13 protein-coding genes, 2 pseudogenes and 1 CRISPR repeat array are annotated in these 26,024 nt (G+C 71.6%); of the genes and pseudogenes, 5 read left to right on the top strand and 10 right to left on the bottom strand.

The genetic code is table 11. The features are described 5' to 3' along the window. Positions 1–158 precede the first annotated feature (158 nt). Positions 159–4,742 carry an nSTAND1 domain-containing NTPase gene (locus tag ACSRUE_RS22345; RefSeq protein ID WP_441292765.1) on the bottom strand — a complete coding sequence of 1,528 codons (4,584 nt, stop codon included), beginning with the start codon at positions 4,740–4,742 and terminating at the stop codon, positions 159–161. 126 nt (positions 4,743–4,868) lie between these two features. Here ACSRUE_RS22345 and ACSRUE_RS22340 point away from each other — a divergent pair, with 126 nt between their 5' ends. Beyond that, positions 4,869–5,447: a Uma2 family endonuclease gene (locus ACSRUE_RS22340; RefSeq protein WP_437766222.1), complete on the top strand. Its 579-nt coding sequence runs from the start codon at positions 4,869–4,871 to the stop codon at positions 5,445–5,447. A 159-nt stretch (positions 5,448–5,606) separates the two neighbouring features. Here ACSRUE_RS22340 and ACSRUE_RS22335 read toward each other — a convergent pair whose 3' ends face one another. Beyond that, positions 5,607–7,220, bottom strand: coding sequence for a DUF1552 domain-containing protein (locus ACSRUE_RS22335; protein WP_441292764.1), 1,614 nt, complete (start codon positions 7,218–7,220; stop codon positions 5,607–5,609). Beyond that, on the bottom strand, positions 7,217–8,986 hold the full coding sequence (locus ACSRUE_RS22330; protein WP_441292763.1) for a DUF1592 domain-containing protein: 1,770 nt from the start codon (positions 8,984–8,986) through the stop codon (positions 7,217–7,219). Before ACSRUE_RS22330 ends, ACSRUE_RS22335 begins: the two co-directional genes overlap by 4 nt. 291 nt (positions 8,987–9,277) lie before the next feature. Here ACSRUE_RS22330 and ACSRUE_RS22325 point away from each other — a divergent pair, with 291 nt between their 5' ends. After that, positions 9,278–9,415 carry a glucuronyl esterase domain-containing protein gene (locus tag ACSRUE_RS22325; protein WP_441292762.1) on the top strand — a complete coding sequence of 46 codons (138 nt, stop codon included), beginning with the start codon at positions 9,278–9,280 and terminating at the stop codon, positions 9,413–9,415. Positions 9,416–9,761: 346 nt separating this feature from the next. Here ACSRUE_RS22325 and ACSRUE_RS22320 read toward each other — a convergent pair whose 3' ends face one another. Then, the gene (locus ACSRUE_RS22320; RefSeq protein ID WP_441292761.1) at positions 9,762–10,481 is read right to left on the bottom strand and encodes a Uma2 family endonuclease; all 720 of its coding nucleotides are present in this window, start codon (positions 10,479–10,481) and stop codon (positions 9,762–9,764) included. A 533-nt stretch (positions 10,482–11,014) separates the two neighbouring features. Here ACSRUE_RS22320 and ACSRUE_RS22315 point away from each other — a divergent pair. Next, positions 11,015–12,052, top strand: a complete 1,038-nt coding sequence (locus tag ACSRUE_RS22315) for a hypothetical protein (protein WP_441292760.1) — start codon at positions 11,015–11,017, stop codon at positions 12,050–12,052. A gap of 111 nt (positions 12,053–12,163) precedes the next feature. Here ACSRUE_RS22315 and ACSRUE_RS22310 read toward each other — a convergent pair whose 3' ends face one another. Then, positions 12,164–14,581: a hypothetical protein gene (locus ACSRUE_RS22310; RefSeq protein ID WP_441292759.1), complete on the bottom strand. Its 2,418-nt coding sequence runs from the start codon at positions 14,579–14,581 to the stop codon at positions 12,164–12,166. A 90-nt stretch (positions 14,582–14,671) separates the two neighbouring features. Further along, positions 14,672–14,854, bottom strand: a complete 183-nt coding sequence (locus tag ACSRUE_RS22305; RefSeq protein WP_437766204.1) for a hypothetical protein — start codon at positions 14,852–14,854, stop codon at positions 14,672–14,674. Between the two features lie 815 nt (positions 14,855–15,669). On the opposite strand from ACSRUE_RS22305, the pseudogene ACSRUE_RS22300 reads away from it, so the two are divergent. Both ACSRUE_RS22300 and ACSRUE_RS22295 read left to right on the top strand, forming a co-directional pair. Then, positions 15,670–16,472 (top strand): annotated as a pseudogene (locus ACSRUE_RS22300) (IS5 family transposase). Between the two features lie 42 nt (positions 16,473–16,514). Further along, positions 16,515–18,100: direct repeats of the CRISPR family, unit length 36 nt; unit sequence CTCTCCGCCGCTGAAAGGCGGCGGCCCCATTGAAGC. 158 nt (positions 18,101–18,258) lie between these two features. Beyond that, positions 18,259–19,646 (top strand): annotated as a pseudogene (locus ACSRUE_RS22295) (IS1380 family transposase). A 235-nt stretch (positions 19,647–19,881) separates the two neighbouring features. Here ACSRUE_RS22295 and ACSRUE_RS22290 read toward each other — a convergent pair. The 4 genes from ACSRUE_RS22290 to ACSRUE_RS22275 are packed head-to-tail and all read right to left on the bottom strand — an operon-like array spanning position 19,882 to position 25,700. Next, the gene (locus tag ACSRUE_RS22290; protein WP_441292758.1) at positions 19,882–20,952 is read right to left on the bottom strand and encodes a hypothetical protein; all 1,071 of its coding nucleotides are present in this window, start codon (positions 20,950–20,952) and stop codon (positions 19,882–19,884) included. 31 nt (positions 20,953–20,983) lie between these two features. After that, on the bottom strand, positions 20,984–22,042 hold the full coding sequence (locus tag ACSRUE_RS22285; RefSeq protein WP_441292757.1) for a hypothetical protein: 1,059 nt from the start codon (positions 22,040–22,042) through the stop codon (positions 20,984–20,986). Beyond that, the gene (locus ACSRUE_RS22280; protein WP_441292756.1) at positions 22,039–24,243 is read right to left on the bottom strand and encodes a hypothetical protein; all 2,205 of its coding nucleotides are present in this window, start codon (positions 24,241–24,243) and stop codon (positions 22,039–22,041) included. Before ACSRUE_RS22280 ends, ACSRUE_RS22285 begins: the two co-directional genes overlap by 4 nt. Then, the gene (locus ACSRUE_RS22275; RefSeq protein WP_441292755.1) at positions 24,240–25,700 is read right to left on the bottom strand and encodes a hypothetical protein; all 1,461 of its coding nucleotides are present in this window, start codon (positions 25,698–25,700) and stop codon (positions 24,240–24,242) included. Before ACSRUE_RS22275 ends, ACSRUE_RS22280 begins: the two co-directional genes overlap by 4 nt. Positions 25,701–26,024: the final 324 nt, after the last annotated feature.

Genomic DNA, 26,024 nt, shown 5'->3' with positions numbered 1-26,024 from the left:
CGCGCGGGTGAGGGCAGGCCCTACAATACGGCGCGCGACGGCGGGCTCTGGTTTTGACCTGGCGCGTCGGCCGCGGCCTCACTGGCGCGCGGCCGTGAGGCCGCGCTCCTTCACTGGCGCGCGGCCGTGAGGCCGCGCTCCTTCACTGGCGCGCGGCCTCACGGCCGCGCGACGAGCCGCGTGCCCTGGGCCCTCAGGTTCGACACCGCCTCTCCGATGCGCTGGGCGAGCGGCAGCCCCCGGGGTACCACGAGGCCGGTCGCCCCGCCCACGCGGCCGAAGGACCATGAGAGCACCGAGCCGTCGGCGTCCCACGGCGCGAGCCGCTCGCGGCCGTCGGACGGCATGGCGCCGACGATCTCGTGCCGCTCCAGGTCGAGCGCCGCGATCCGGTCCGCCGACGAGAGCAGCAGCGTCTTGCCGTCGGGCGCGGCGGCGATGTCCTCCCACTCCGCCCCGCTCACGCCCTCGAGCACCCGCTCCGTGAGGCCGGCGCGGCGGATCACGACGACGCCCGTCGCGTCCGCGAAGGCCGCGTCCCCCGGCAGGGGGCCGTCCGCGATCGCGGTCGCGCGCGGCGTGGCGTACCCGAGGACCCGCACCTCGCCCCGCGCCTCGTCGATGCGCGCCAGCGCGCCCGAGCTGAACGCCAGCCACAGCCCGGGGCCGACGTCGCCCCGCGCGGCGCTCGGGCGCGCCTCGTAGACATAGCCGTCGGTCACCGCGATCGTGCGGGACGACAGGTCGCGGAGCGACGTCGCGACGACGTTTCCGTCGAGCTCCTGCGTGAACAGCGTCCGGCAGGCGGCGTCGACGCCGAGCACCAGCGCCGGCGCCCTCGGCACCACCTCCACCGTCGCGCCGGTCGTCGCGTCGAACAGCGTCCACACCCCCTCGTCCCGCCGGTACGCCATGAGCCGACCGTCGTCGCAGGCGCGCAGCAGGTGGCCCCGCCGCGCGGCCGTGCGGCGCCGCGAGCCCTCGTCGTACAGGCGCACCTCGCCGCCGATCTCGAAGGCGACGGCGCCCCCGCGCCGCAGCGCGACGGCGGCCGAGGCGGCCGCGCCGCGCACCTCGGGGCTCCCCTCCGGGTCGAGCCCCTCGAACCCGAGGAGGCGCTCCGCGGCGGGCGCGCCCGGGCTGAACAGGACGAGGTCGCGCGTGAGCACGCGCCGGTCCGGCAGCCGCCACCCGCCGAGGAGCGCGTGCGGGCCGACGTCGCGCTCGACGATGTCGGCCATCTCGCCGCGCGCGCGCAGCGGCCGCGGCGCGCCCTTGCCCGGGGACGCCTCGCACGGCGAGCCCTCGGGCGGCGGATCGCCCGCGGCGCGGCCGCCCTTCCGGAGGTAGTGCCAGACGCTGCCGCCGCTGCCGCACACGCCCAGATCGAGCCCGCCCGCGTCCCAGCGCGCCGACGCGGGCGCCGGATCCGTGTCGAGCTCGAAGAGCGGCGCCTCGGGCCGGTCGAGGGCGTAGATCGACGTCCTGCTCTGCTGCACGAGCGCGATCACGGGCTCGCGCGGGCCGAAGCGGCCGAGCACGGCGGGCGCGCCCAGGGTGATCTCCGCGTCCGCGCCGCCGCCGGGCCCCCAGAGCAGCGCCCTGCGCCCGAGCACCGCCGCCACGTGCGCGCCGTCGGGCGAGACGCCGAGCACGTTGCCGCGGAACGGGTGCCGATCGACCGCCTCGGCGCCGCCGCCGCGCCGCATGTCCCAGCGCGCGATCCCGCCGTCGGTCGAGCAAGCGAGGACGGGCGCCGCCTCGGCCGCGTGGACGGCGCTGCTGCAGCGCACCGGCGCGACCGCGGCCAGCGCGACGGTGCCGCCCTCTCGCAGCCGGAAGACGCGGACCTCGCCGGTGACCGAGCGCGTCGCGAGCGCCGTGTCGAACGCGAACGGCACGCGCTCCACGTGCGGGGCGTCGTGCGGCCGCAGCGCGAGGACGCGCGGCGATTTGGCGCGCTCGATGCTCTCCGGGTCGGCGTCGAGCGCCACGTCGTCGATGACCTCCGGGTCCGGCGGGCGCAGGTCGGCGACGAGCAGCGAGCCCCCGGGGCCGCCGGCGATGACCCACCGATCGTCCCACGGCAGCGCCGGCCCCACCACGCCGTCGACGGTCAGGAAGCGCGCGCGCGGCAGGCCCACCGCGGCCGACGCGAGATCGAGCGGCAGCGCCGCGTCGTCCGCGCGCCGCGCGAGGGCCGCGGCGATCCACGCGGCGCGGTGGTACGGGTCCTCCGTGCGGCGCGCCTTGCCGATGAGCTCGGCGAGCTCGGCGCGCTCCTCGGCCTCGCGCGCCTTGGCCTCGGTCTGCGCCTGGCGCGCCGCGACCCACCGCTCGGCCACGAACGCCGAGGCGACGGTGAGCCCGAGCGCCAGGGCCGCGCCGATCTTCTTGGCGCGCTGGGCGCGGGCGTGCCGGAGGCTCTCGCGCACGAGCGCCTGCTCGCGCCGCGGCAGCCGCGAGGCGAAGGCCGCGCTCTTGCGCACCTGCTCGAGCAGGTCGCGGCGCAGGAGGAGATCGCGGCTCTCGCCGGAGCGATCCCACACGTCGGCGGCCTCGCGGAGGCGCTCGAGCAGGATGAGCCGCTCCATGTGCAGCGCGCGGGTGGCGGCGGCGTGCGGCCAGCTCGAGACGAGCGACTCGTGGGCGAGCTCCACGGACCTGTCGCGGCGGACGAGCAGGCGCGCGCGCTCGAGGGCGCCGAGGACGCGGTCGACGTCGGCGGGCGGCGCGGCGACGGCCTCGGCGAGCTCTGCCTCGGCCCAGCGGACGCGCGACCCGTCCATCGCGCCGAGCCGGAGCAGCGCCTCGTCGGCGATCGCGCGGTCCCCCGGGGCGAGGGCGGCGAGGGCGGCGTCGGCGTGCCGCGCGAGGGCGCCGCGCACGCCGCCGAGCTCCTGCCAGGCCTCGCCGCTCAGCGCGCCGCGCGGGTCGCGCGCGCGCTCCCACCACGCCGCGAGGGCGAGCGCGATGAACGAGAGCGCCGCGCCGCCGCTCCGGAGCTCGCGCTGCGCCTCGGCCGCGACCTGGGCGAGCCCGCGCACCTCGGCGCCGGCGAGCTTCGCCGGGCCTGCGACGAGGTCCTTCACGGCGGCGGCGGCGGGCAGCCCCACGTAGCGCAGCGCGGCCCGGAGGCCCTCGCCGGCCGGCGTCGCGAGGAGGGCCGCGGTGCGGTCGTCGGCCTCGTCGAGCACGCCGATGAGCCGGAGGCCTCGCCGCGGCTCGCCGGTCGCGAGCGCGCCCACGAGGGCGGCGAGGCGCCCGCCGCCGAGGGGCGCGATGGGGTCGACGACCAGCGCGACGCCGACGGCGGACGCCATGCAGAACCGGGTGAGGGCGTCGACGTCCGCGGCCTCGAGCTCCGGCGAGACGGCGGCGAGCGCGCAGGCGAGGGCGCCGTCGGGGTCGCCGCCGGGGGTGAGGCGCGCCTCGATCCAGTCGTCCTTCTGGTCGACGTGGCGGCGCGCGAGGTGGGGCACGAGCCCCGCGGAGGCGAGCGAGCTCTTGCCCGATCCGCGCGGCCCCTGGAGCACGACGCACGGCTCGAACTCGAGCTCGCGCCCGAGGCGCGCGGTGTCGTCGTCGCGCCCGAACAGGAGCCCCTCGTCGGTGGACGAGAGCGGCGCGAGGCCCCTGTACGGCCGTTCGGGCACGCCGTGGGGCCGCTCCCAGACCTCGTCGATCAGCCGCGTCAGCTTCCCTGGCGCGACGCGCCGGTGCGCTGGATCGACGGACAGGAGCCGCTGGAGGAGCGCGACGAGGCCGCGCGGCAGCCGCGCGGGGTCGCGCTCGAGGTCGCGCATCGTGCCGCGCAGGGTCGCGGCGCGGAGCTCGGTCCACCAGGCGGAGACGCTCGCGGGGTCGGAGCAGTCGTCCGGCTCGTCGGGCACGGCGTGCGGGAGGCGCCCGGTGGCGAGCTGCGCGATGCAGACGGCGAGCGCGTAGGCGTCGGTGGCGGCGGTCGGCTCGGCCATCTCGAGCACCTCCGGCGCCATGAAGCCCGGTGTTCCGATGACGCCGCGCGCGGCGGCGGGGCTGTCCGCGCCGGCGAAGGCGCGGCGCGTGGAGGCGTAGACGTCGCGCTCGGCGAGGAAGGCCGCCGTGCCGAGGTCGCTGCCGCCGCTGTCATGGCCGCCGCCGACGGCGACGGCGGCGGCGCGGGAGACGGGGGCGCCTGCGCGCCGAGAGATGCCGAAGTCGAGGACCTTGAGGGCGCCGTCCTGGGTGAGGAACAGGTTGGCGGGCTTGAGGTCGAGGTGGACGACGCCGCGCGCGTGGATGACGTCGAGCGCGCCGGCGACGTCGCGGGCCCAGGCGACGACGCGGCGCCAGGGGATGCGGCGGCGGAAGCGGATCACATCGGCGAGGTTCCGGCCCTCGAGCAGCTCCATCGAGACGAACGGGGTCTTCGGCGCGCCGTGGAGGATGCCGGCGGCGTAGATGGTGACGAGCGACGGGTGGCGGAACGAGGCGAGGAGCTTGGCCTCGTCGGCCCAGTCGGCGGCGTCGGCGAAGTCCGACACGAGGAGCTTGAGGGCGACCTCGCGGAACGGCGCGCCGTCGGGCAGGAGCTCCTCGGCGCGCCACACGTCGCCGAAGCCGCCGCGCCCGAGGCGGACGCGGAGCCGGTAGCGGCGGTCGAGCACGTCGCCGGGGGCGTGCGCGAGCCCGCCCGCGGGCATGGGCACCGGGCCCGGATCGCGGGAGGAGCTCCCCTCGTCGACGAGCGTGCGGTCCATCGCGAGACGACGGTATCACCGGCGCAGCGAGAGGTGGACGGTCCCGCTCACCGCGGCCCCCGGCGCCGCGGCGGTCCGCCCGGCTGCGCGTGGACATCGGAAGCCCGGCGCGCGACACTGCCGCACATGGGAGAAGCCGCGCCGCGAAGGAAGCTCTCGCCGGGAGAATACCTCGATCTCGAGCGCGCATCGGAGGTGAGGCACGAGTACGCTGGCGGCGAGCTCTTCGCGATGTCTGGCGGCACGTTCGAGCACAGCGCCGTCGCCGCGAACATCGGCCGACTGCTCGGCAACGCGCTGGGCGAGCGCGGATGCGTGGCGCTCAACTCCGACATGCGCATCAAGATCCCCGCCGCGGATCGCTACGTCTACCCGGACGGCTCGGTCGTCTGCGGCCGCCCCGAGTTCGAGGACGAGCGGCGCGACACCCTCCTGAACCCGGTCCTCGTGATCGAGGTGCTCTCCGACTCGAGCGAGGCGTACGATCGCGGCGACAAGTTCGCGCATTACCAGACCGTGGCGTCGATCCGAGAGGTCGTCCTGGCGTCACAGAAGGCGCCTCGCATCGAGGTGTTCGCGCGCCAGGCCGACGGGAGCTGGGTGCTCCGCGTCTATGGCCCCGGCGCTCGGGCTGCGCTGTCGTCGGTGGGGTGCGAGCTCGGCGTGGACGACGTGTACCGGGGCGTGCTCGCGGCCGCCAGATGAGCTTCCTGATGCACGCCATCGCGCGCCTGCAGGGACGGACGCGCCCGCCGGCGAGGTGAAGTCGGGCCGTCACGCTCGAGCCGATCGTCGGAGTCGAGGCGCGCCGACGGCGCACTCGTGCGCGTGCTGGCCCGGGCCTGCGGCGGACTTTCGGTCGCCTCACGCCTTGATGGCGTCGAGCTCCCCCGGCTTGCTGATGCCAGGCCCGTCGGTGACCTTGCCTGCGCCGTCGGTGGTGAACGACGGCCCGCTGCCGCCGAAGCCAGCCGCGACCGCATCCGAGACGCCGAAGCGATCGACCGGAGTCCAGTCGGGCGTCCCGGCGCCGAGCGCGTTGATCAACGTCGTGTAGAGCTTGTTCAGCGGGACGGTTCCGCCCGACGAGCCGGTGTTGCCGCTGTTGTTCTCGCCCTCCGCGCCGCTCGAGCAGGTGGCTTCGCTGTTGCCTGCCTCGAGCTTCCCGCCAGCGACGTTCACCGAGACGCCCTGCTTGAGGTAACCGCCGGCGCTGCCGGCGATCACGATGGGCAGGTTGTTGTTGTTGTGCGCGTTGCCGTCGGCGAGCTCCGGCAGCCACATGACCGCCGAGTTGTCGAGCATGGTGCCGCCCCCCTCCTCGATGCTGTCGATGGTCTTCACCAGCTTGGCGTAGCGACCCGCATACCAGCAGTCGATCTCGTGGATCTGCTCGATGACGCCGCTCACGCACTGGCCGCCGACAGCGGCGCTCCCGTTCCGGTGCGAGAGCCCGTGATGATCGTGGGTGTGCGCGATGCCGTCCCACTTGAACGTCACGAATCCCGGCCACTGGAGCACGATGGATCGGTTGCTATCGCACATCATCGTGAGGGCGATGAGGCGGATCATCATCTCGCTGCCCAGGGTGTACACCTTCTCGTTGTTGGGGAAGCCGCCGCCGCGAGCGGGGTAGCCCGCCTCCGTGAGGGCGGCGTCCGTGACGCCGAGCGCGGTCGCCGATTCCGCGGTGCAAGCAGAGGGGATGACCCGCTGCTCGGTCTCGCGGAGCAGGGAGAGCCAGTCGTCGATCTTCTTCCGATCGGCGCCGCTCATCTTGCGGGTCTTGTAGGCGTTCAGGTCACGGCTCACCAGGTCGATGATGCTCTCGCCGCGAGCCACGCGATAATCCGCTTCGGTCTCGGAGCCGCTCGCGAAGAGCCCGGTCAGGCTGCTGTAGACCGTGCGCGCGTTGGTCACGGGCGCGTACGGCGTCTTCGGCGCCGAGTACGACACGATGCCCTTGACGTTGGTGAAGGCATTGCCGACGGAGAGCACGAGCGGGACCTTGTTGGTGCCCGGGTTGAAGCGCTGCGCGATCTCGTGGTCGAGCGAGTGCGACAGCGCCCAGTGATCCCCGGTGGGATCGATCGGCGCGCAGGTCAGCTTGCTGCCCATGGCCTGATCGTGGGGATCGAAATATTCCGTGCCGTCCACCTTGTTGTTGAAGCCGTTCAGCGGCATCGCGAGCCCGCGCGGGAAGAGCAGCTTCGCCGCGAAGGGCGCGAGCGGGGCGAGGGTCCGGGGCTTCCCGTCCGCCTGCGCCGTCTCCAGGGACGACGCGGTGACGTTCCCGGCCCCGTTCTCGATCCCCGTCGGGAACCACCGGTTCGTCAGGCAACCGTTGTTGGTGTAGAAGATCACCAGGCGGCGCGGCGACGGCGCCTCCTGCGCTCGCGCCGAGCGGCCGAGCGAGTTCAAGAAGGGGACGGCGAGCGCCGCGCCGCCGATTCCGCGCAGGAACAGTCTTCGGTTCACGGCTCCACCTCCGCCTGCAGGGCACGAACTCGGAACGATTGACTCTGTGTGAGGTCCGCGATGAGGTCGAGCACCGTGTAGCCGCCCTGGGTGAGCTTGGCGGTCAGCTCGTCCACGGTGCACGAGTCCTCGTTGTTCAGCTCGCGCTGGTAGGCGAAAGAGACCCACTTTCGCACGTAGCACGTGTGCGCGGCCGGGGAGCTCGCGATGGCCTCGGAGAGCGCCACCGGGCCGTCGACCGCCACGACGTCCTCGCCCACGCCGACGTCCACCCGTGTGTCGATGGGCGCGCCCGAGAACGATTCGGTCTGCTGGTAGGCGCCCAGGGCGTCGTACGCCTCGAACGCGAAGCCCGCCGGGTTGATGTACGTGTGATGGCAGAACTTGCAGTCGTCTCCCGACGTCTGCGCGTCGACCCGAGCCCGGTTGGTCGTGAGATTGGCGTCCGTGGGCAGCGGCGTGCCCTCCACCATCGGGGGTGGCGGCGGGATGGCCGCACAGAGGACCTCCTTCTGCAAGAACGCCCCGCGCAGGATGGGCGACGTCCTGTCGTACCCCGAGTGCGACACAAGGAAGCCCAGGCGCGTGAAGAGGCCGGAGCGCTGCGCCGGGTCGAGCTCGACCGGCACGAGCTCCGCGCCGTTGAACTCCGCAGGATCCAGGTCATAGAGCGGCGCCAGGGAGGCGTTGACGAAGCCCACCGGCGTGGTGACCAGATCCTGGAACGTCCCGGCCTGATCGAAGACCACGTGCTCGATGAAGCGATCGGTCTCCTCCGACAAGAGCGGGATCATCGACGCCTTGAAGTCCGGGAAGGCGGCCGGATCACGCTGGATGTCCGACCAGCGCGTGCCGGGGCCCATGTGGAGGTAGAGCTCGTGGAAGGCCTTGACCATCCCGCGGCTCTTGGGATCCGCCAGCATTCGCTGCGCCTGCGCGAGGATCTGCTCCGGCGTCTGCAGCGCGTCTTCGTCCGCCGCGGCGAACAGCGCGTCGTCCGGCATGGTCCCCCAGATCAGGTACGAGAGGCGCGACGCCACCTCGTGGCTGTTCAGCACGAAGTACTCGCCCTCGGGCTTCTCGCTGATCTCTGCGCGCATCAGGAAGGAGGGCGAGAGCAAGAACCCTTCGATGATCAGCTGGGCGCCGTCCTCGAACGAGCCGGTCGGCGTGAGCGCCTGGCGGCGAGCGTAGAGGGCCTGGAAGAGCCCCCTCTCCTCGTCGGTGAGCGGGCGCCGGAAGGCGCGCCGCCCCAGCGTATCGATGAGCTGGTGCGCGCACGCGGCGCCGTCGCCTGACGGCGTGCACGGGATGGTCTTGGCGCGCGCCCTGGCGTCCGCCATCACCGCCGCCGCCACCGTCGCCGCGGCGGTCTTGTACCCGTCCCACGCGCGCTGATCGACGCTCCCGACGCCGTCCGGCGCGAGCATCGACGACGGCTGGTTGTCGATGCCGACCAGATCGCGAATCGTGTTGTCGTATTGCGCCCTCGTCAGACGCGGCAGCGCCGACGTTCGCGGGACGCCCGGCACGCACACCGTCGGCTCGACGCCGGGGCCGCCCCCCGCCGAGCCGTTCCCTCCGGCGCCGTCTCCGCTGCCAGAGCCGCTCCCAGGCCCATCGCCAGACCCGCTCCCGGGCCCGTCGCCAGAGCCGCTGCTCGCCTCCGGGTCATCGCCGCCGATCATCGCGGTGCAACCGCCCATGGCGGCGTAACTCGCCGTGAGCAGCACAGGAACGATGAACCGTCTCGCCCACCTGTTCATGGAACTCACCTCATCCGAGGGATTCTCACATCGAGCATCGCCCACGCATCAGGATGCCTTGTCGCGGGTCGCAGATCACGAGTTTTCTCGTATTTTCGTCTTGGCGCAAGTTTGCTTTCGCCCGGCAAATCCGCTGGTTTGCAAGGCGCCGGGGCGAGGCGCGTGAGTAGAATTTCGACTTCTCTTGTGATACAGCAATTATTGCGTGAGAGTGCCACGATATTGTGAGCGTTCACATGGACATCGACGTACAGCGGACAGCGCCACGCGACGCTCCCGTTCGATCATCACATGGTCATGGGCCTCGTCGCTCCGCGCGCGCTGCTCGTCGTCGACAATCGAATCGATTGGCGCGGCATCGACAGCACCTTCACGGCCGGGGCCATCGCCCACGCGATCTGGGACGGGCTAGAGCGACAAACGGGTTGAAACTGCCTGGGAAGCGCGGAATTTCGAACCGCCAAGACGCCAAGGACGCCAAGAAGAGAATCTTATCTTGGCGTCCTTGGTGTCTTGGCGGTTTGTCTCTCGCTCGATCAACGTGATCGCTATTCTAGACGAGATACACGGGCGCCGCCGTGCGGCGTCGTCCGGGCGGGCAGCGGCTGGGGAGCAACAGGGAGCGGGAGAACGAGCGTCGCCCGCGCGGCTTGAGGTTCACCGCAGAGCTCGCGCACAAAGCGCCGAGCACGCTCACCCAGGATGTGGCCAAGAGCCCTGGACGCATCGGGAGCTCCCGCGGGGAGACGGCCCCCCCCGGGGCGAGGCGAGCGCCTCATCCCGGGGAGCGTCGCCGCGTCTTCCGTTTCCCTCGGGCTTGCGCCAGCTCTGCCCGCAGCGCCTGCACCTCGGCCTGCAGCTTGTCGTTCGCTTCGCGCGCCTTGCTCTCGGCCTCGCGCGCCTTGCTCTCCGCCTCGTCCGGCGTCGGCAGCAGATCGTGGCCTTCGCGGTCGCGCGCGAGCCGGAGCATCGGGCCGAGCGACGGGTCTTGCACGACGGTCCACCAGAGGCCCAGCGTCTCGCAAGCGCGCAGATCGGGATCGTCGGACGCCCGCTCCACGAGATCGCCCTCCAGGGCGTCCCAGACGCGGATCGGTCGCTCTCGATCCTCGGGATCGAAGCGCACGACCTCCGGGATGCCCGCGGCGCGGTAGCGCTCGAGCTTCTCGTCCCAGTCGGGCTCGCCCTCGTCCGAGTCGCTCACGATCTCGACCCCGAGGTCAGGCGCCCCGTGCAGCCAGATCTTCCAGGTGCGGAAGGTCCGATGAGGCATACCCAGCCGGACGAAGGCGTCGGGGGCGAGACGCTTCTTCGAGGTCCTCGGGTCCCAGTAGACGAACTGCTCTGAGCCGAGGGTCGCCGTGTGCGCGAGCTCGCGCTTGAGGATGAGGTACAGCGCGGTGTGGAGCTCCAGGTGGCGGTTCGTCTCGGGCACTTCTTCGGCTTCGGGGAAGTACACCGGCTCGGGCGGGCGGCTGTAGACGTGAGGTCCCATCCGGCGGCGGGGTGCGGCGGCCGGACGAGGTGCAGCGGGCGGACGGGCCGTGGACTCGACGTCTGACATGGCCTGGCACGGAGGATACCACGACCGCCACCTCTGCGGCATCGACAGGCCGAGGGAGCGGCTGGCGGGCGAGGGAACGCGCCTCGCGGCGCCGTCGAGCCCCGAAGTGAACCGAGAGCGGCGCGGGCGTCACCTCCTCAGGCGCGGGCGTCACCTCCTGAGAGGAGGCGGGCGCGGCTCACGGGGAGGTCATCGGCCCTCCGGGTCGCTCCCGCGCGTCCGCGCGACGCGGCGACGGCCGCGCGAGCCCTCTCGACATCGCCCTGACGTGAAGCGCTGGTGCGCGGACGGCGGTTGTGCTGACATGCCGACAGCAACTGGACATTTACGGGTCGATGAGGCGTAAGCGCCGTCTGCCCATCGCCTGGCGGATGAAGTCCATCCGACGCTCCACCTGACGAGCTCTCCATCGGTCACGGCGTCGGTGTAGAGGTCTTCCGATGACAACTCTGGAGCAGCGTCCCATGGCACTCGCGGCGCTCTCTTTCTCGCTCACGCTGCTCCTTGCCGGCTCGGTCCTGGCGCAGGCTCCTGCGCCTTCCCCGCCGCCGACCGCCGCGCCGCAGGCGGCCCCGCTGCCATCGCCGACCGCCGCGCCGCAGGCGGCCCCGCTGCCATCACCGAGCGCCGCGCCGCAGGGGGACCCGCCGCCACCGCCGGCCGCTGCGCCGACTCCCGCACCGATCCCCCCGCCGGACCGCGAGGCCGGCGTGGCATCGCCGGTCTCCCCTGCGCCGTACGCGCCCACGGCAGGTCCATCCCCCGGCGCAGCGCCGGCGGGCGGTGGTCCTCCCATGACGGGCGTCGCTCCTCCCATCGCGGCCCCTGTGTACAACGCTCTCCCGGTCGCGTATCCCGCGTACGGCGATCTCGCCGTCAGGGAGCCCGCGGACGGCGCTCCGCCGACGGCGAACGGGTTTCAGATGGCGATCCGCCTGGGCTACGCGATCCCGATGGGTGGCGCGACCGGCGCCAGCTCCAACGATCTCTCGAGGACGTTCGGAGGGCAGGCGCCTATCCTGGTCGAGCTGGGCGGCAAGGCCAGCGCCGACCTCTTCATCGGCGTCTACGCGGGTCTGGGGCTCGGTACCCCGGGCAGCGCGATAGAAGCGCAGTGCAGCTCGGGCCTCATCTCCTGTTCGGCGCGGACCTTCCGGATGGGCCCCGAGATGCAGGTGCATCTCAATCCGGATGGCAAGGTAAACCCCTGGCTCGGCTATGGCGCCGGCCTGGAGATCGCGACGCTCTCCATGAGCGGCAGCGGTCGCGACGCCAGCCTGTCCCTGGTGGGGCTCGAGTTCGCGCACCTCATGGCCGGCGTCGATCTCCGGATCAACAGCGCCTTCGGCATGGGGCCGGTGCTCGCCATGTCGCTGGGTGAGTATTCGTCGATGACCCTCGAGCTCGATGGCGTGGAGGTGCCCGACGCGAGCGGCCGGATCCCCGAGACGGCGCTTCACGCATGGTTGAGCCTCGGCGTGCGGCTCGTCCTCTTGCCCTGATCGCGCGTGGAAAGGGGCGTCCCTCACCCTTCGCGCGCCGCGAGCGCTCGTATCGCAGCCTCCCTCGGGGTTGCTCGGCTCCGCCAGCGCGACCGCGCCGCGCTCAGCCCGTCATCCGCCCGCGGCGTCCAGCATCGCCCGCAGGAGCGGCGGCGTGCGCCGCGGATCGCAGGGCGCCTTCACCGCCCGGCCCGCGACGACCGCGCTCATATGGCACGTCCCCGGCCGCGGCAGGTGATCCATCCAGTAGAGATCGAACCTGTCGTCCGGCGCGAGCCGCCGCACCATCGGCTCGAGCGGCAGCATCAGCCCCTCGCGGAAGCGGGCCAGATAGACCACGTTCGACAGGCGAACAGGGGAGTTCAGCCCGATGCGCCGCCGCGTCCCGGACGCGTAAGGGCCCGTGTGATCGATGAACTCCACGGTCTGGAGATCGCCGTAGAGGTCCGGCTCCGTCTTCTCGACCGTCACCAGCGTCCACGCGCAGAGCGGCCGCTGCGCCCGCAGGAGCGCGCGCGTCATCTGCTCGAAGTCGGGCAGATCCGCGGCCGCCCGCGCCTCGGTGTAGTGGCCGTGGGCGAACTGGTTGCGCTCGGCCTGCATCAGGTTCGAGAGCGTCTCGAACGTCTGGTTGTGCGACAGCTTGACGTCGAGCACCTCCCTCGCCATCGAGCCGATCGGATCGTCGCGATCGCCGAACGCCCGCGCGGCCGTGCGCGCGAGCTCGCGCCACGCGCCGAGCGCCAGGCCGTCGCGCGTGCGCGTGCGGCCGTGGAAATCGAGCAACGCGCCCCACCCGGGAGGCGCCCCGCCCGCGCCCGGACCGCTCGCGCCCGGACCGCTCGCGCCCGCGCCTGGACCGCTCGCGCCCGCCCCCGGACTGCTCGCGACGCCGCTGCGCGCCGAGGTCGGGGGCGCGCTGCCGCCGCTGAAGAAGGCCGAGACGAGCACCGTCGCGATGAAGCGCCACGTGCCCTCGAGCACGTCGAACAGCATCTTCACCCGCTCGATCGCGCTCGACGCCCCGATCGCCGCTCGCACCCGCCCCGCGATGGGATAGGGCAGGCCGCCGCTCAGCGCCGAGAGCACCCCGTGCGGATCGCCGCACTCGCGCGAGATCTCCGCCGCCCGCGCGCCCGCGTCGGCGTCGTGCAGGAGCTCCCACGACAGGGTCCGCGCGTGCTCGACCCTCCCGTCCAGGATGGGCGGCCGGCCGTGCCAGTCGCACTGCACAGCGCTCGCCATCACCGCAGGATCCGCCTTGCGGGGCACACACGCGGCGACCACGCCGGGCGCGAGCGGCGCGATCAGCGCGCCGGCGCCCGCGTGGGTCGCGACGACCGCCGCGAGCTCCTGCGCGAGCGCCCCGATGACGTGCGGCCCGACGCCGCCGAGCGCGCTCTGCTCCTCGATGCCGAACAGGACCGTCGCCCGGCGCCCGCTCCGCGACGCCTCGATCACCTCGAACGGCGCGGCGAAACGCGCGCTGGCCGCGCCGTCGCGGAGCTCCACCACGGGGGTGGACGCGCCGTTCGCGCCCGCCGCGCCCCGCTCGCGCTCCGCCGCGAGCGACGCGCCCCGCTCGCGCTCCGCCGCGAGCGACGCGCCCCGCTCGCGCTCCGCCGCGAGCGATGCAATCGCGTGCAGGCCGAGCTCGACCTCGCGGCCGGCGACGTCCGCCTCGCCGGCGATGGTGAAGTAGCCGCACGCGAACGCCCCGAGCCCCGCGGCCTCCGCGGCCTCCAGGGCCTGCCGGGCCGCGGCGGCCGCCTCCGCGGCGCCGCCCCGCACGAGCACCACCGCCGTGCCGTCCGCGTCGCCGACGGGCAGATCCGGCCACAGCCGGTGCACCGCGACCAGGGCGGCCGCCGCGCGCGAGGGCGCGCCCGCCTCGATCGGCCGCAGCAGGACGAGCGCGCCCTGGCCCTTCCGCGCGAGGAGCGACGCGCACTCCTGCTCCAGCCCGGCGCGCGCGAGCAGGCCCGTCGCCGGGTCCACCGCCCCGGCGGGGACCGACAGCGCGGCGTAGCGGCGGTCGAAGAACGTCGCGCGCATGCCGCCGACGCAGACGAAGGTGCCGTGCACGAGCGGCGATTCCTCCCCGCGCGCGAGGTGCCGCGCGCCGACCTGCACGGGCACGCTGCACTCCTCGCGGCGGCGCAGCCACCAGCGCACGCCGTCGTGGCGCAGCGAGGCCGCGAGCCGCGACGCCACGTCGGCGTAGACGAGCTCGTTGCGCTCGTCGCCCACGCGCTCCACGCGGCCGAGCCGCAGCGCGCCGACCGGCTCGAGCCGGAGCTCGTGGAGGTAGCCGTCGCGCCCCTCGATCCGCAGCCGATCCGGCGCGGCCACCTCGCCGCGCCACAGCGAGAACCCGGGCGCCTGCGTGAGCCAGAGCGTGGCGCCGCCCGCCGCGACCGACCGCAGCTCGGCGCCGGGCGCGCCCTCGGGGCCGCCCGCCTCGACGGGCGCGGGCGGGACGCTCTCGCCTACCGGAAGGTCCCCGCCGCTGTCTTCTCCGCCCGTCACGCGTCCCTGTCCATGGTGATGCCCGCGAGCCGCGCCGCCCGAGCATCCGGGGGGCTCCTTGGGCGATTACCGCACTGCGGCGCGGCAAATTCAACGCAAATGCGCCGCGGCGAATTCCGCGATGCCGCCCAATTCCGCGATGCCGCCCCGCGCCGCCTGCGCTGGCCGCGCCGCCTGCCTCACCGCGCGGGCCTCGCCCCGCGCCTTGCGCCGAGCCGAATCCGCCATCCTGCCGGCGGCAGCGAGCGTGGTCGCATTCGCCTGGTTGCTCACCCATCCTCCGAACGGAGCCGGCCGCATTTGCGTGCGCAGCAGCCGGCACAGGACGGCTCCCCTCGCCGAGAGCGGGGCGCCTCCTCAGAGCCAGCGCGCGAGTCGATGGCGGCGATCCTCGCGGAGGGGAGCGCGTTCAGGTCGGGTGCTCTGCCGTCGTCATCGCGTGCGCCCGGGGCGCGCCGGGCGAGCTTGCGCTCCGGCCCGGGTGAAGGGACACCTGCCTCGACAGGGCGGCCCCCCAGGGCGGGCGATGCACGCGGGGCCTCGGAAGGCGAGGTCCCCCGCAGAAAGCGCGGGCGCCCCGAGGCGGCAGACGGGCGCCCCGAGGCGGAAGGCGTCTCCCCCGGGTCCGAGGGCAAGCACCCCGCAGGGGATGAGTCGGGCGAGGTGGGGGATGAGTCGGGCGAGGCGGGGGGCGACGTGGCCGGAGGTGGGGCATGCGTCGTCCGAGCCGGGGGCGACAACGCCGGAGGCAGGGCAGCGAGCGGCGGAGGTGGGGGGTTGTACTGGCGGAGCCGCCGGCGAGAGCGGAAGGGCTGCCCGAGGAGAGGACGGGGTGTGTTATGACGAGGGCGGGAGCACCGGCTGCGAGCGGTGGCGTGACGCGAAAACCCCGGGGGGCGCTCGCAAGGCGGGCAGGTGTTTGAAATCAGGAAGAATTTCTGGATGGCCGAGGCCACGCCAGGGGCCTCGGACGGCCCGCGCGGGGGGCCGGAACGGGAACCTCTCGCAAACCGGGTTGTAAGAGCACCTAACAAAAGCCCGTTCACCCCGCTTGCTTGAGGGAAGCCGATGGTGCGGCAGAATACAGCGTGGGCAAGCTGTTGGTGCCGGACGAACTCTGGGAACGAATTGTACCTCTATTGCCGAAAACGGAGCCGAAGCCGCAGGGGGGCCGGCCGCGTACGCCTGATCGGATCGCGCTGACCGGTATCTTGTTCGTGCTCAAGACCGGGATCCCTTGGGAGTATCTCCCGCAAGAGCTCGGCTGCAGCGGCATGACGTGCTGGCGCAGGTTGCGCGACTGGCAGCAGGCTGGCGTCTGGGATCGGCTCCACGAGGTCTTGCTCGATGAGCTCGGCGAAGCCGATAGGATCAACTGGGAGCGTGCTGCGCTGGATGCCTCGCTGGTTCCGGCAAAAAGGGGGGTGAAAAAACTGGCCCGAACCCCACGGATCGCGGCCGGCCGGGCACGAAATATCACCTTCTGGTCGATCAGAATGGTATCCCGCTCGCCGTCGAGATGACGCCGGCGAACGTCCATGACTCGAGGATGTTCACTCCTATGGTGGACGCGGTGCCGCCGATCGCGCGTCCTTACGGCCGACCGCGGCGCCGCCCCAAGAAACTGCATGCCGATAAGGCCTACGACGACCCGGCCCTGCGGTTGGCTTGTCATCTGCGCCACATCGTGCCCCGCATCGCTCGCAAGGGCATCGAGTCGTCGGAGAAACTCGGCCGTTACCGCTGGGTCGTCGAACGGACGATCGCTTGGCTCCGGCGCTTCCGGCGCTTGACCGTGCGGTATGAGCGCCGTGCCGACATTCACCGAGCGTTCCTCCTGCTCGCCGTATGCCTGATCTGCCTCAACTATATCCCGACGGGCTTTTGTTAGGCGCTCTAAGTACGCGAAATGTCAGGTAGGCGTGGGAGACCTCTCTCCGCCGCTGAAAAGCGGCGGCCCCATTGAAGCCGCGCTCATCGCTCCGCACGACGGCGATCCCACCGCTCTCTCCGCCGCTGAAAAGCGGCGGCCCCATTGAAGCGCCCTGGCCTCGAGCGACCTTGCGCGCGCCTCCTCCGGCTCTCCGCCGCTGAAAAGCGGCGGCCCCATTGAAGCGGCTCCAAGCCGAGCATGGTGAGGGCGCCCATCGCGGCTCTCCGCCGCTGAAAAGCGGCGGCCCCATTGAAGCACGTCCGTCTCCCCGCGCCTCGCCCGGCGCTCCTCGTCTCTCCGCCGCTGAAAAGCGGCGGCCCCATTGAAGCTCGTCCGGTCCAACGGGGCCCGCGAGCCCCTTCGCCACGACTCTCCGCCGCTGAAAGGCGGCGGCCCCATTGAAGCGTTATCCGCTCGACGCAGGACGCGGTGCGCGCTCTGGAGCTCTCCGCCGCTGAAAGGCGGCGGCCCCATTGAAGCTACCACGGGCACATCAACACGGACGCGAACGGCCAGACGTTCCTCTCCGCCGCTGAAAGGCGGCGGCCCCATTGAAGCCGAGCGGTGACGATTGCTGCCGCTGCGCTCCCTCCGACTCTCCGCCGCTGAAAGGCGGCGGCCCCATTGAAGCTAGACGTAGGTCATGGGTGCCCACCCATGCATCAAGCCTCTCCGCCGCTGAAAGGCGGCGGCCCCATTGAAGCGTCTTTGGGCCATGACGCCTGATACGCCAGGAGCGCGCTCTCCGCCGCTGAAAGGCGGCGGCCCCATTGAAGCGCGCGTCCGTTGCGAGCGCGGAGCGCGTCGCATCGAGCGCTCTCCGCCGCTGAAAGGCGGCGGCCCCATTGAAGCGATCAGGTGTCGTGCGGACCGGGATGCGGCGGGATGCTCTCCGCCGCTGAAAGGCGACGGCCCCATTGAAGCGGAACCAGCGGCATGAGCGCGGGCACGAGCTCCTCTGCTCTCCGCCGCTGAAAGGCGGCGGCCCCATTGAAGCACGATCGGGACCGCCCGCGGCCGGCCGCCGCGCACGGTGATCTCTCCGCCGCTGAAAGGCGGCGGCCCCATTGAAGCTACCGACCGGTCGCGCTGGTGTTGGCATGGGCCCCGCTGCTCTCTGCCGCTGAAAGGCGGCGGCCCCATTGAAGCAGGACGGCGCGCTGCTCGCGGTCGCGCTCTGCCACCCTCTCCGCCGCTGAAAGGCGGCGGCCCCATTGAAGCTGCATCATGAGCACGCGGCCCCACGTGCCCCAATAGCTCTCCGACGCTGAAAGGCGGCGGCCCCATTGAAGCTCCAGCGCCCCCGTCACGCGCAGCCACTCGACGAATCTCTCCGCCGCTGAAAGGCGGCGGCCCCATTGAAGCTGGAATACGATCCCCTTGCAGAAGTACGTGGAATCATCTCTCCGCCGCTGAAAGGCGGCGGCCCCATTGAAGCGATCGGAGCCAGAAGGGGCCCTATCCGATCGACGGCGCTCTCCGCCGCTGAAAGGCGGCGGCCCCATTGAAGCCTCTTCATCGCGTCGTACGTGGCACGGAACAGGTCGGAGCTCTCCGCCGCTGAAAGGCGGCGGCCCCATTGAAGCTACCTCGCCGGCCGCGGCAGCGGGAAGAGTCGCTCGGGCTCTCCGCCGCTGAACCTGGATTTCGCGCCTACGAAACCGATCCGAGGCGTGAGAAATCCGACGTCGTAAACGGAAAGCCTTGAAAGAAAGGCTCGGCGTGGCGACCCGTCCGGGTTGCTATGACCAAACGAAGGCACACGCCGAGCACCTCCAAGGTGCGGCGACGCGAGCTCGGGTTCAAGAGAAAAGGCGACGGGCGGGACCAGGAGCGAATCCGGCGGCCAGACCCTCGTAGGATCCACGTCGAGCTCACGGAGAAGAACCTGACCGGCGTCGCAGGGCTTGCCCCTTCGGCGCCTTCATTCGCGAACTCGGCGTCGACGCGGCCCTGAGCCGCAGGTTCTCCCGGCTCAAGACGGGCCGCTCGGTCATCTACCCCATAGCCGCGCAGATGCGCCTGCTGATGGACAGCGCGCTCGCCGGCGAGGAGCGCGTCTTCGGCATCGAGGCGCTCGCCGTCGATCCGCTCTTCGTGCATCTCGCAGGCGGGGTCGTCCCGAGCATCGACACCGTCTACCGGGACCTGTGCCGGTTCGATGAGCATGCGCTCGAAGCGCTGCACAGCATGGTCGTCGACCACGGGCTCGCCCTCGTTGCTCACCGAAAGCACCGGTTCCTGCACATCGACGTCGACACGACCGTGGAGCCGCTCTTCGGGATGCAAGAGGGGGCACTTCCGGGCCCGAACCCACGCTACCGCGGCCGGCCGAGCTATCATCCGATCCTGGCGCGCGTCGCCGAGGTCGAGGCCATCGTCGGGGCCAAGCTGCGATCGGGCGACACGAGCTTCGGCGAAGCCGATGTGCCCTTCGTCGAGGAGTGCATCGACCGGGCGCGCGCCGCAGCGCCGAGTGCGGCCATCTACGTGCGGATCGATGGCGCAGGGGATTGCAGCGCCTTGATGCACGCCGTCGCCGCGAAGGGATGCTTTTTCCTGACCAAGGCGCGGATGAGCCCCGATCTGGTGGGCAGGGTCGCCTACGCCACCGGATGGCGTACCATCGACCGGGATGCCGACGGTCGCCCTCGACGGCAGGTGACCGAGGTCCCCTTCCGGCGCAGCGGTTGGCCGGCGGGGGTCCGCGTGATCGCCGTACGCACGCGCGACCGGGACAACGGCAAGCAGATCTACCTCTGGGGGGACCTCGACTACACGGTGCAGGTCTTCCTGACCAACGAGCCGGTCGAAGCGCCGGAAGACGTCGCGGCGCGGTATGACCTGGGCGCGGGTATCGAGCCGCTCATCGGCGATCTCAAGCATGGATGGGGATGCGGTCGCGTGCCGGGCCAAAGCTTCAACGCCAATCACGCCGCGCTGCTACTGAAATTGCTGTCCGCCAACCTGATGCGCCGCTATGTGCTGGAGCACGTTCCGCACCTGGCAAGCTGGCGAACGCCGTGGCTGCGCCGAGCGCTGATCCTCGTCCCGGGGCGGCTGGCCCGCTCGGCTCGGGGCACGAAGCTGCACGTGCCGGAGCGCACGCAGCTCGCTCGCCGGCTGAATTGAGTCCGGAACCAGCCGAAATCACGGTGGGGGGTAAGGGGGGCGTGTGCCTTCGCGACGCGCTGAGCGCGTTCAATTGTAATCGATGTCGCATTTGTCGGCGAAACGCCGCTCGCGCATCGCCGTCGGCCCGCTCGTGCCCCGTGGGCGCGAAATCCAGGCTCAGGGAGGGGTACGCCGTCTGGCAAGGGCTCCCCGAGTGCGAAGTCCGGAGAAGGGAGAACGTGTACGACCTGCGTCAGGGCATCAGGCCGAGCGCGAAGAGGGCGTCGGACCAGAGCGGCCAGAGCGAGCGGTACGGGTGGGTCGCGAGCACCACGCCGCCGCTCGGCAGGCGGCGCACGCGGAATGGGGCGTGGTCGACAAGGAACTCGAAGTGGTCGAGGGTGATCTCGACCTGCGAGAGGGGCGAGCCGTTGCCCGTCTCCGTGCCCTGCTCGTCGCGCCCCCTGAATGGGAGCGTCCGCTCGTAGATCTCGCGCGCGCGCGGCTCTGCGGCGCGCCACGCGCCGTCGGGCTTCTCCGCCGCTGCTTCGAGCGCCTCGAGCAGCGCGGAGGGCGGAATTTCCAGGGCCTTGAGGACGGCTTCACGGGAGAGCGAGCTCGAGTGCGCGCTGCCATGTCTCAGCGCGACACACGCCCCAGGCGGCGCGGCTTCCACCCGCGCGCGGAGCGCTTCCAGCGGCAGGCCCGCGGTGCGCGACACCCTCTCCTTGTCATGGAGGCACAGCCACGACAGGGCGAGATCGCGCGCGATGTCGCGGGCGTCCGCGTTGTACGTGGCGCACATGGCCACCGGGGCGAGCCAGGTCCGCGCCGTCGTGCAGCCGCCGGTCGGGACGCGTCCGCTCGCGTCCGGCGCGCAGAGGCGGAGCAGGACGTCGTCGATGTCTTCCAGGGCCATGTGCCACGCGAGCACGGCCTCGGCCTGCACGGAGCGCGGGCCCCTCCCCAGGGCGAGGTCCATGTGCATGGGGGAAAAGTCCTCGATCTCGCGGGCGTGCATGTGGATGGGGCCCATCGGCTTGAGACGTTCGCTCTTGTCGGTATAGCCGCGAAGGATGCAATGGACGAAGTGTTCGTAGCTCAGCGACGCGACGAAGTAGGCTTCGGCGTCCGTGCGCCCGAAGTGGGCGCGGAGCAGCGCGACCACCTCCTCCACGGAGGTCGTGTTGCACTCCGTGTCGCGGTCCATGATCGCGCGGATACCGTACTGGGGCTCCTTGATGAGGGCCGACAGCGCCGCGCCGAACGCGTCGACCCTCTGTGGCTCGTCACACCACGCGAAGAAAAACGGCCCTTCTCTCATCGCTTCATGATCCTCATGAGGTAGCCTCTTGTCAGGACATCAGGCCGAGCACGAAGAGCGCGTCGGCCCAGAGCGGCCAGAGCGTGCGGTAGGGGTGCGTGGCCAGCACCACGCCGCCGCTCGGGAGGCGGCGGACGTGGAAGGGGGCGTGCTCTTCGAGAAAGCGGGTGTGCTCACGCGTGGTCACGTCCACCCAGAAGGCGGGAGGGACCTCCCCCGCGTCTTCGTCGCCGAGCTGACGGCGCAGCTCCATGAGCTCGCGCGCCTTCGGGTCGGCCGCGCGCCACGCGTCATCAGGCACCGCCGCCGCCTCGAGCGCTTCGAGCAGCGTGGCCGGCGGCGTCGCGAGCGCCTTGAGAACGGTCTCGCGCGAGAGCGAGCTCGTGAGCTCGCTCGTGCCTTTCATGGGCACGCGCGCGCCGCACGGCGCGGCTTCCACACGCGCGCGGAGCGCCTCCAGCGACGTGCCCGCGATGCGCGAGACGCTCTCCTTGTCGTGGAGGCTGACCCACGACAGGGCGAGGTCGCGCGCGACCTCCGCGGCGTTCGCGTTGTAGGTCGCGGACATCTCGACCGGGGCGATCCATTCCTCCTCGCCCGTGCAGGCGCCGGTCGGCACGCGCCCGCTCGCGTCCGGCGCGCAGAGGCGGAGCAGGAGGTCCTCGATGTCGCCCTGGACCACGTGGTAGGCGGCCGCGGCCTCGGCCTCCACGGAGCGGGGGCCCCTGCTCACGGCGAGCTCGTACGGGTAGAAATCCCACTTGCGTTCGCCCGCCTTGGCCTTGAGGGGGCCGTAAGGATGGTCATCTTCGCTGTCTTCGGGGTAGCAAGCGAGGCTGAACACCATGACGCGCTCCGATGCGCGCAGCATCACGCCGGATCCTAGGTGAGCGCTGTTCTGTCCTCCGAAATTGGCGCGAACCGTGGCAAGAACGTCGTCAGTGGATCGTGTCCTGCTCGTTATGGTCGCGCTCATCATCAGGTCGATGAGATCCCCCGGAATCATCAGCGCGGACAGCGCCGCCGCGAACGCATCGACCCGTTCTGGCTCATTACACCAAGCAAAGAAGTGAGGTCCTGAATAGCTCATAGTCGGATCACCATGATGAATATGTCGAAGCCCTCCAGCGTGACGTTCTTGCGCGCGTCCGAATCGAACAGGTAGCCGTCCTTGACGGTGAATTTCTTCGGATCGAATTTCGCTCCTTGCTCCATGATGAGCTCGACCCGCTGTACGTCTCCAGCGAGCCCCCACTTGTCCCTCAGCGCCACCATTGCGTTCGAGAGCTGAGCGCGCACCTCGCGAGCGTTGATCGTTCCGCCCTTCGCCTCGCTGAGGATGAGCTTGTGCCCGCTGGACACCGACAGGAAGTCGGGCGCCTTCCCCTCGATGGTACCCGTCCGTGACTCCCTCGGAATGTCGAGCACCGTGCGCACCCCGTCGTCGCCGACCCCGACGAGCGACCTGCCGTCGTCCACCAGGAACTTGGCCGCTTTCTTCTCGAAAATGTCGATTTTTTTCTGCTTGGTGATCGCGCCGCGGAGGTTCTTGTACCCCCGGACGCGTTTCGTCTTCACGATCTTGGCGAAAACCTCCTCGATCTCGGCGATCTCCCCGGCCACCCGGATCGCGGACGGCCGCAGCCCGCTGGCGGTCTTGATCACCCGCCACATCGGCCCGATCGCCGCGACCCCGAATCCTACCCCCGAGAAGATCCGCTCCTCGTCGCTGAGCTCCTCCCCCGACGGCAAGCACCACGCCTTGCCCGTCACCGCCTCGCACAAATCGAGCGCCGGCCCCACCACCGGCACGAACCCCACCCCGAGGCGCGTCGTCGCGTGCACCAGCGTCTGCATCACCTCCGCGTACGCCCCGAACCCCTCGGCGACCGTCGACATCGCCCCCGCGAACGCGCTGATCGTCTGGTAGAGCTGCGTCTGCTCCAGGTCGAATCCGTCCCCTGTCCACAGGTTGAGGTTGTCCTTCATCTGGTCCGCGAGCGCGTCGAACCGCGGCTTGAGCACCATGTCCACCTGCGCCCGCAGGTCCGGCGGCACCGGCGAGTCCTCGAACCAGTCCGACGCATCCATGAACTGCCGCACGAACCCGGTGATCCGGTTCTGCGCCTTCAGGAACGCGTTGGTCTCCGCCAGCGACACCCCCATCCGGTCGCGCAGCGCGATCTCCAGCGCCGCGCTGTTGGACCTCCACGCCCGCACGTTCGCCACGAAGTCCGCCCGGAAGACCACCACCCGGCCGCTGACGTCCGCCTCCAGCGCCGCGAGCACCGCGTCCGCGTACGCCGCGTAGGGATCCCTCCCGTCGTCGAACGCCCCCTCCACCTCCGCAATGTCCGGCACCTCGACCCACGGCACCTCGCTCTCCCCGAGCGCGTACGCTTGCGGGTCGTCCGGGTCCCACCCCTCGGCGCGTGCGTCTTCCGTCGCCAGGTCCGCCATCTCGTCGGCCTGCGCGCCGAACTCGTCCATCAGCCGCGCGAGCTCGTCCTCGAGATCACTGACGCTCTTCTTCAGGTCGTCGACGAGCTGCTCCATCGCCGCGCGCGTCTCCGGCGCGACCGCGTCCTTGTACCGGTCCAGGATCGCTTCGAGATCGGTCCGCGAGATCTCGTCCAGCGGCCGGCCGACAAGGTCCTTGAGCTCGGTGTCGAGCTGCCGGAGCAGGTCCATCCTCTCCGCGAGCAGGCCCACCGCCCGTGCGTTCGCCACGAGCGCCGCGCGCTCCTTGGCGATCTCGGCCAGCAGGATCTCGATGTCGCGCGCAAGCGCCGGGTTGATCTCCGCGAGGCTCAGGTCGACCTCGGTGTTGCCGGAGAACTTCTCCCCGCGGCGCTGGACATCGAAGAGCGGCTTGTTCAGCCCGAGCGGCTCCGAGACGAGGTGCACCACCTCGCGCGACTCGGTGCACCAGTCATCGCCGGCGGAGTTCTTCACATGGAAGTGAAAGTCGTTCGCTCCCATCTGGAGCAGCACCGAGTCGAACTCCGTCTCCGCCCTGTTCGTCTGCGTTCCGTCGGGGAGATCCAGCAGCGCGCCGGGGACCTCGTAGGTGGTCAGCGGTGTGTCGTTGACGCTGAAGAAGTTGTGTCCGACGAGGAACGCCCCTTCGCACGAGGAGCTGAGCTCCGTGCGCTCCCAGTCCAGCCTGTACGGCGTACCGGCCCACGCGAACGACGGCGCCAGCACCGCCAGCGCCGTGACCAGCGCGACGAGCGTCTGGAACACCGCGGCGCTCCGGCCGCGCAGCGCAACGTCCTTGGCGCCTCTCATGCCCCCTCCGCGCCGCGCACGGCGGCGTCATACGCGATCGCGGCGCCCTTCACGTCCCCCGCGTCGAGCCTCGCCTGAGCCGCGTCGAGCTCCGCCGCGGCCATGCCCTTCTCCCGCAGCGCCGCGAGACCCGCCGCGATCTTCTGCGGCACCCCCGTCCTGAGCTCGGCCTCCGCGGCGTCGAACCTTCCTCGAAGCGCTGTGCAACCGGCCTCGCGCCAGGACGACCCCGCTGCCTCGCAGAGCGGTCGCAGCTGCGCCAGCGCCAGGAGCTCCCCGCACCGCTCGGCGAGCAGCGGCAGCCCGAGCTTCTCGCTCACCGGCGGCGCCGCCGACAGCGCCGCGACCTGCGCGCGCGCACGCCGCTCGAAGGCGTCCGACGCCTTGCGCGTCCGCGCCCCTGCGACGGCCTCGCGCGCCCCCTCGTCCATCTGCAGCACGCGGAGCGCCTGCCGGCGCAGCGCGATGCCGCCGAGCAGCGCCGCCGCGGTCGCGTCGCTCCGGGCGACGCGACCCTTCACGTAACCCAGCATCGCGTTCAGCGAGCGCAGCGCGCCCGACGTCATGTCCGGCAGCACCGCGCCGTGCGTCGCGAGCAGCTCCCTGTGCGGCGCCATCGCCTCATCGAAGGAGGCCGCGAAGACCTGGAGCGTCGCCGACCACCTCAGGATCTCCGCCGTGAGCTCGCCGGGCGAGCGGCTCGCCTCGCGCGCCGCCGCGAGCACCGCCTGCTCCACGCCGTCGAGGCCATCGATGTCCGACCGCGACGCCTGCGCCGAGAGCGCCGCGTACGCCGCCGTCTCCGCCGCCTCGGTCGCGCGGTACGCGGCGAAGCGCGCCGCGACGCCCGCGTATTTCGATCGGAGCGGGGCGGCCTCGTCCCGGGCCTGGTCGAAGATCACCTGCACGGCCGCCATGGCCTGCCTGTCGGCCGCGAGCGCGGCGGCGATCGGCTCTCTCTCCGCGCCGGCCTTGTCGATCATTGCCGCCTTGAAGTCGCCGGCCGCGTCGACCGGCGCCTCCGCGAGCAGCACCCTCTGGCGGTCCCTCGCCTCGTCGAGCAGCCACGCGAGCTTGCCCGCGAGCGTCGCCCGCAGGGACTCGGCGTTCCTCGCGTCGTCGCGCACGTACGCGATCGCCTCGTCGATGTGGCCGAACCAGACGCCGAGCGAGGTTTCGCTCGCGACGATCTCCTCCGGCGTCTTGTTGTTCGGCCAGGTAGCCCACATCTCGATGGGCAGAGCGCCGTCCTTCTCGGCTTGGGCCCACGCGGCGCCCGGCCCCTGATTCTCGCCCACGCAGTGCTCCTCGCCGCCCACCGCCGCCGCGCAGAAGCTCCCGAACGTGTCGTCCCCGAACTTCCACAAGCACCCGGCCGCCGTCGCGCCGAATGCCAGCGCGCCGATGGCCGCCGCAGGGATCGCCCTGCGTCGCGCCGGTCTGGATCTTTCGCCCATGCTCATTGCCTCCACCCCGCGATTTTCCTCGCCCGCGCACGCTCGCCCGCACATTCTCCGGAAGCAAGCGTCCCCACCAGAGCGCTAGAATATCGATCACGTTGATCAAGCGAGAAATGAACCGCCAAGGCGCCATAAGACGCCAAAAAAACACAAAAATCTTGGCGTCTTATGGCGTCTTGGCGGTTCGAAATTCTGCGCTTTTCAGGCAGTTTCAACGCGCTTGTCGCTCTAGGACATTGCTCGGCCGTGGATCGCGCCCCGAGCGCCACGTTGTCCGTCCTCAATGCGCGGACAGTCGCGGAACCGGAGAGGTGTGCTTGG

The organism is Sorangium sp. KYC3313 (genome assembly GCF_052075895.1).
In the GTDB taxonomy this organism is placed as follows: domain Bacteria; phylum Myxococcota_A; class Polyangia; order Polyangiales; family Polyangiaceae; genus Sorangium; species Sorangium cellulosum_B.
This window is presented reverse-complemented; position numbering and strand designations above follow the sequence as displayed.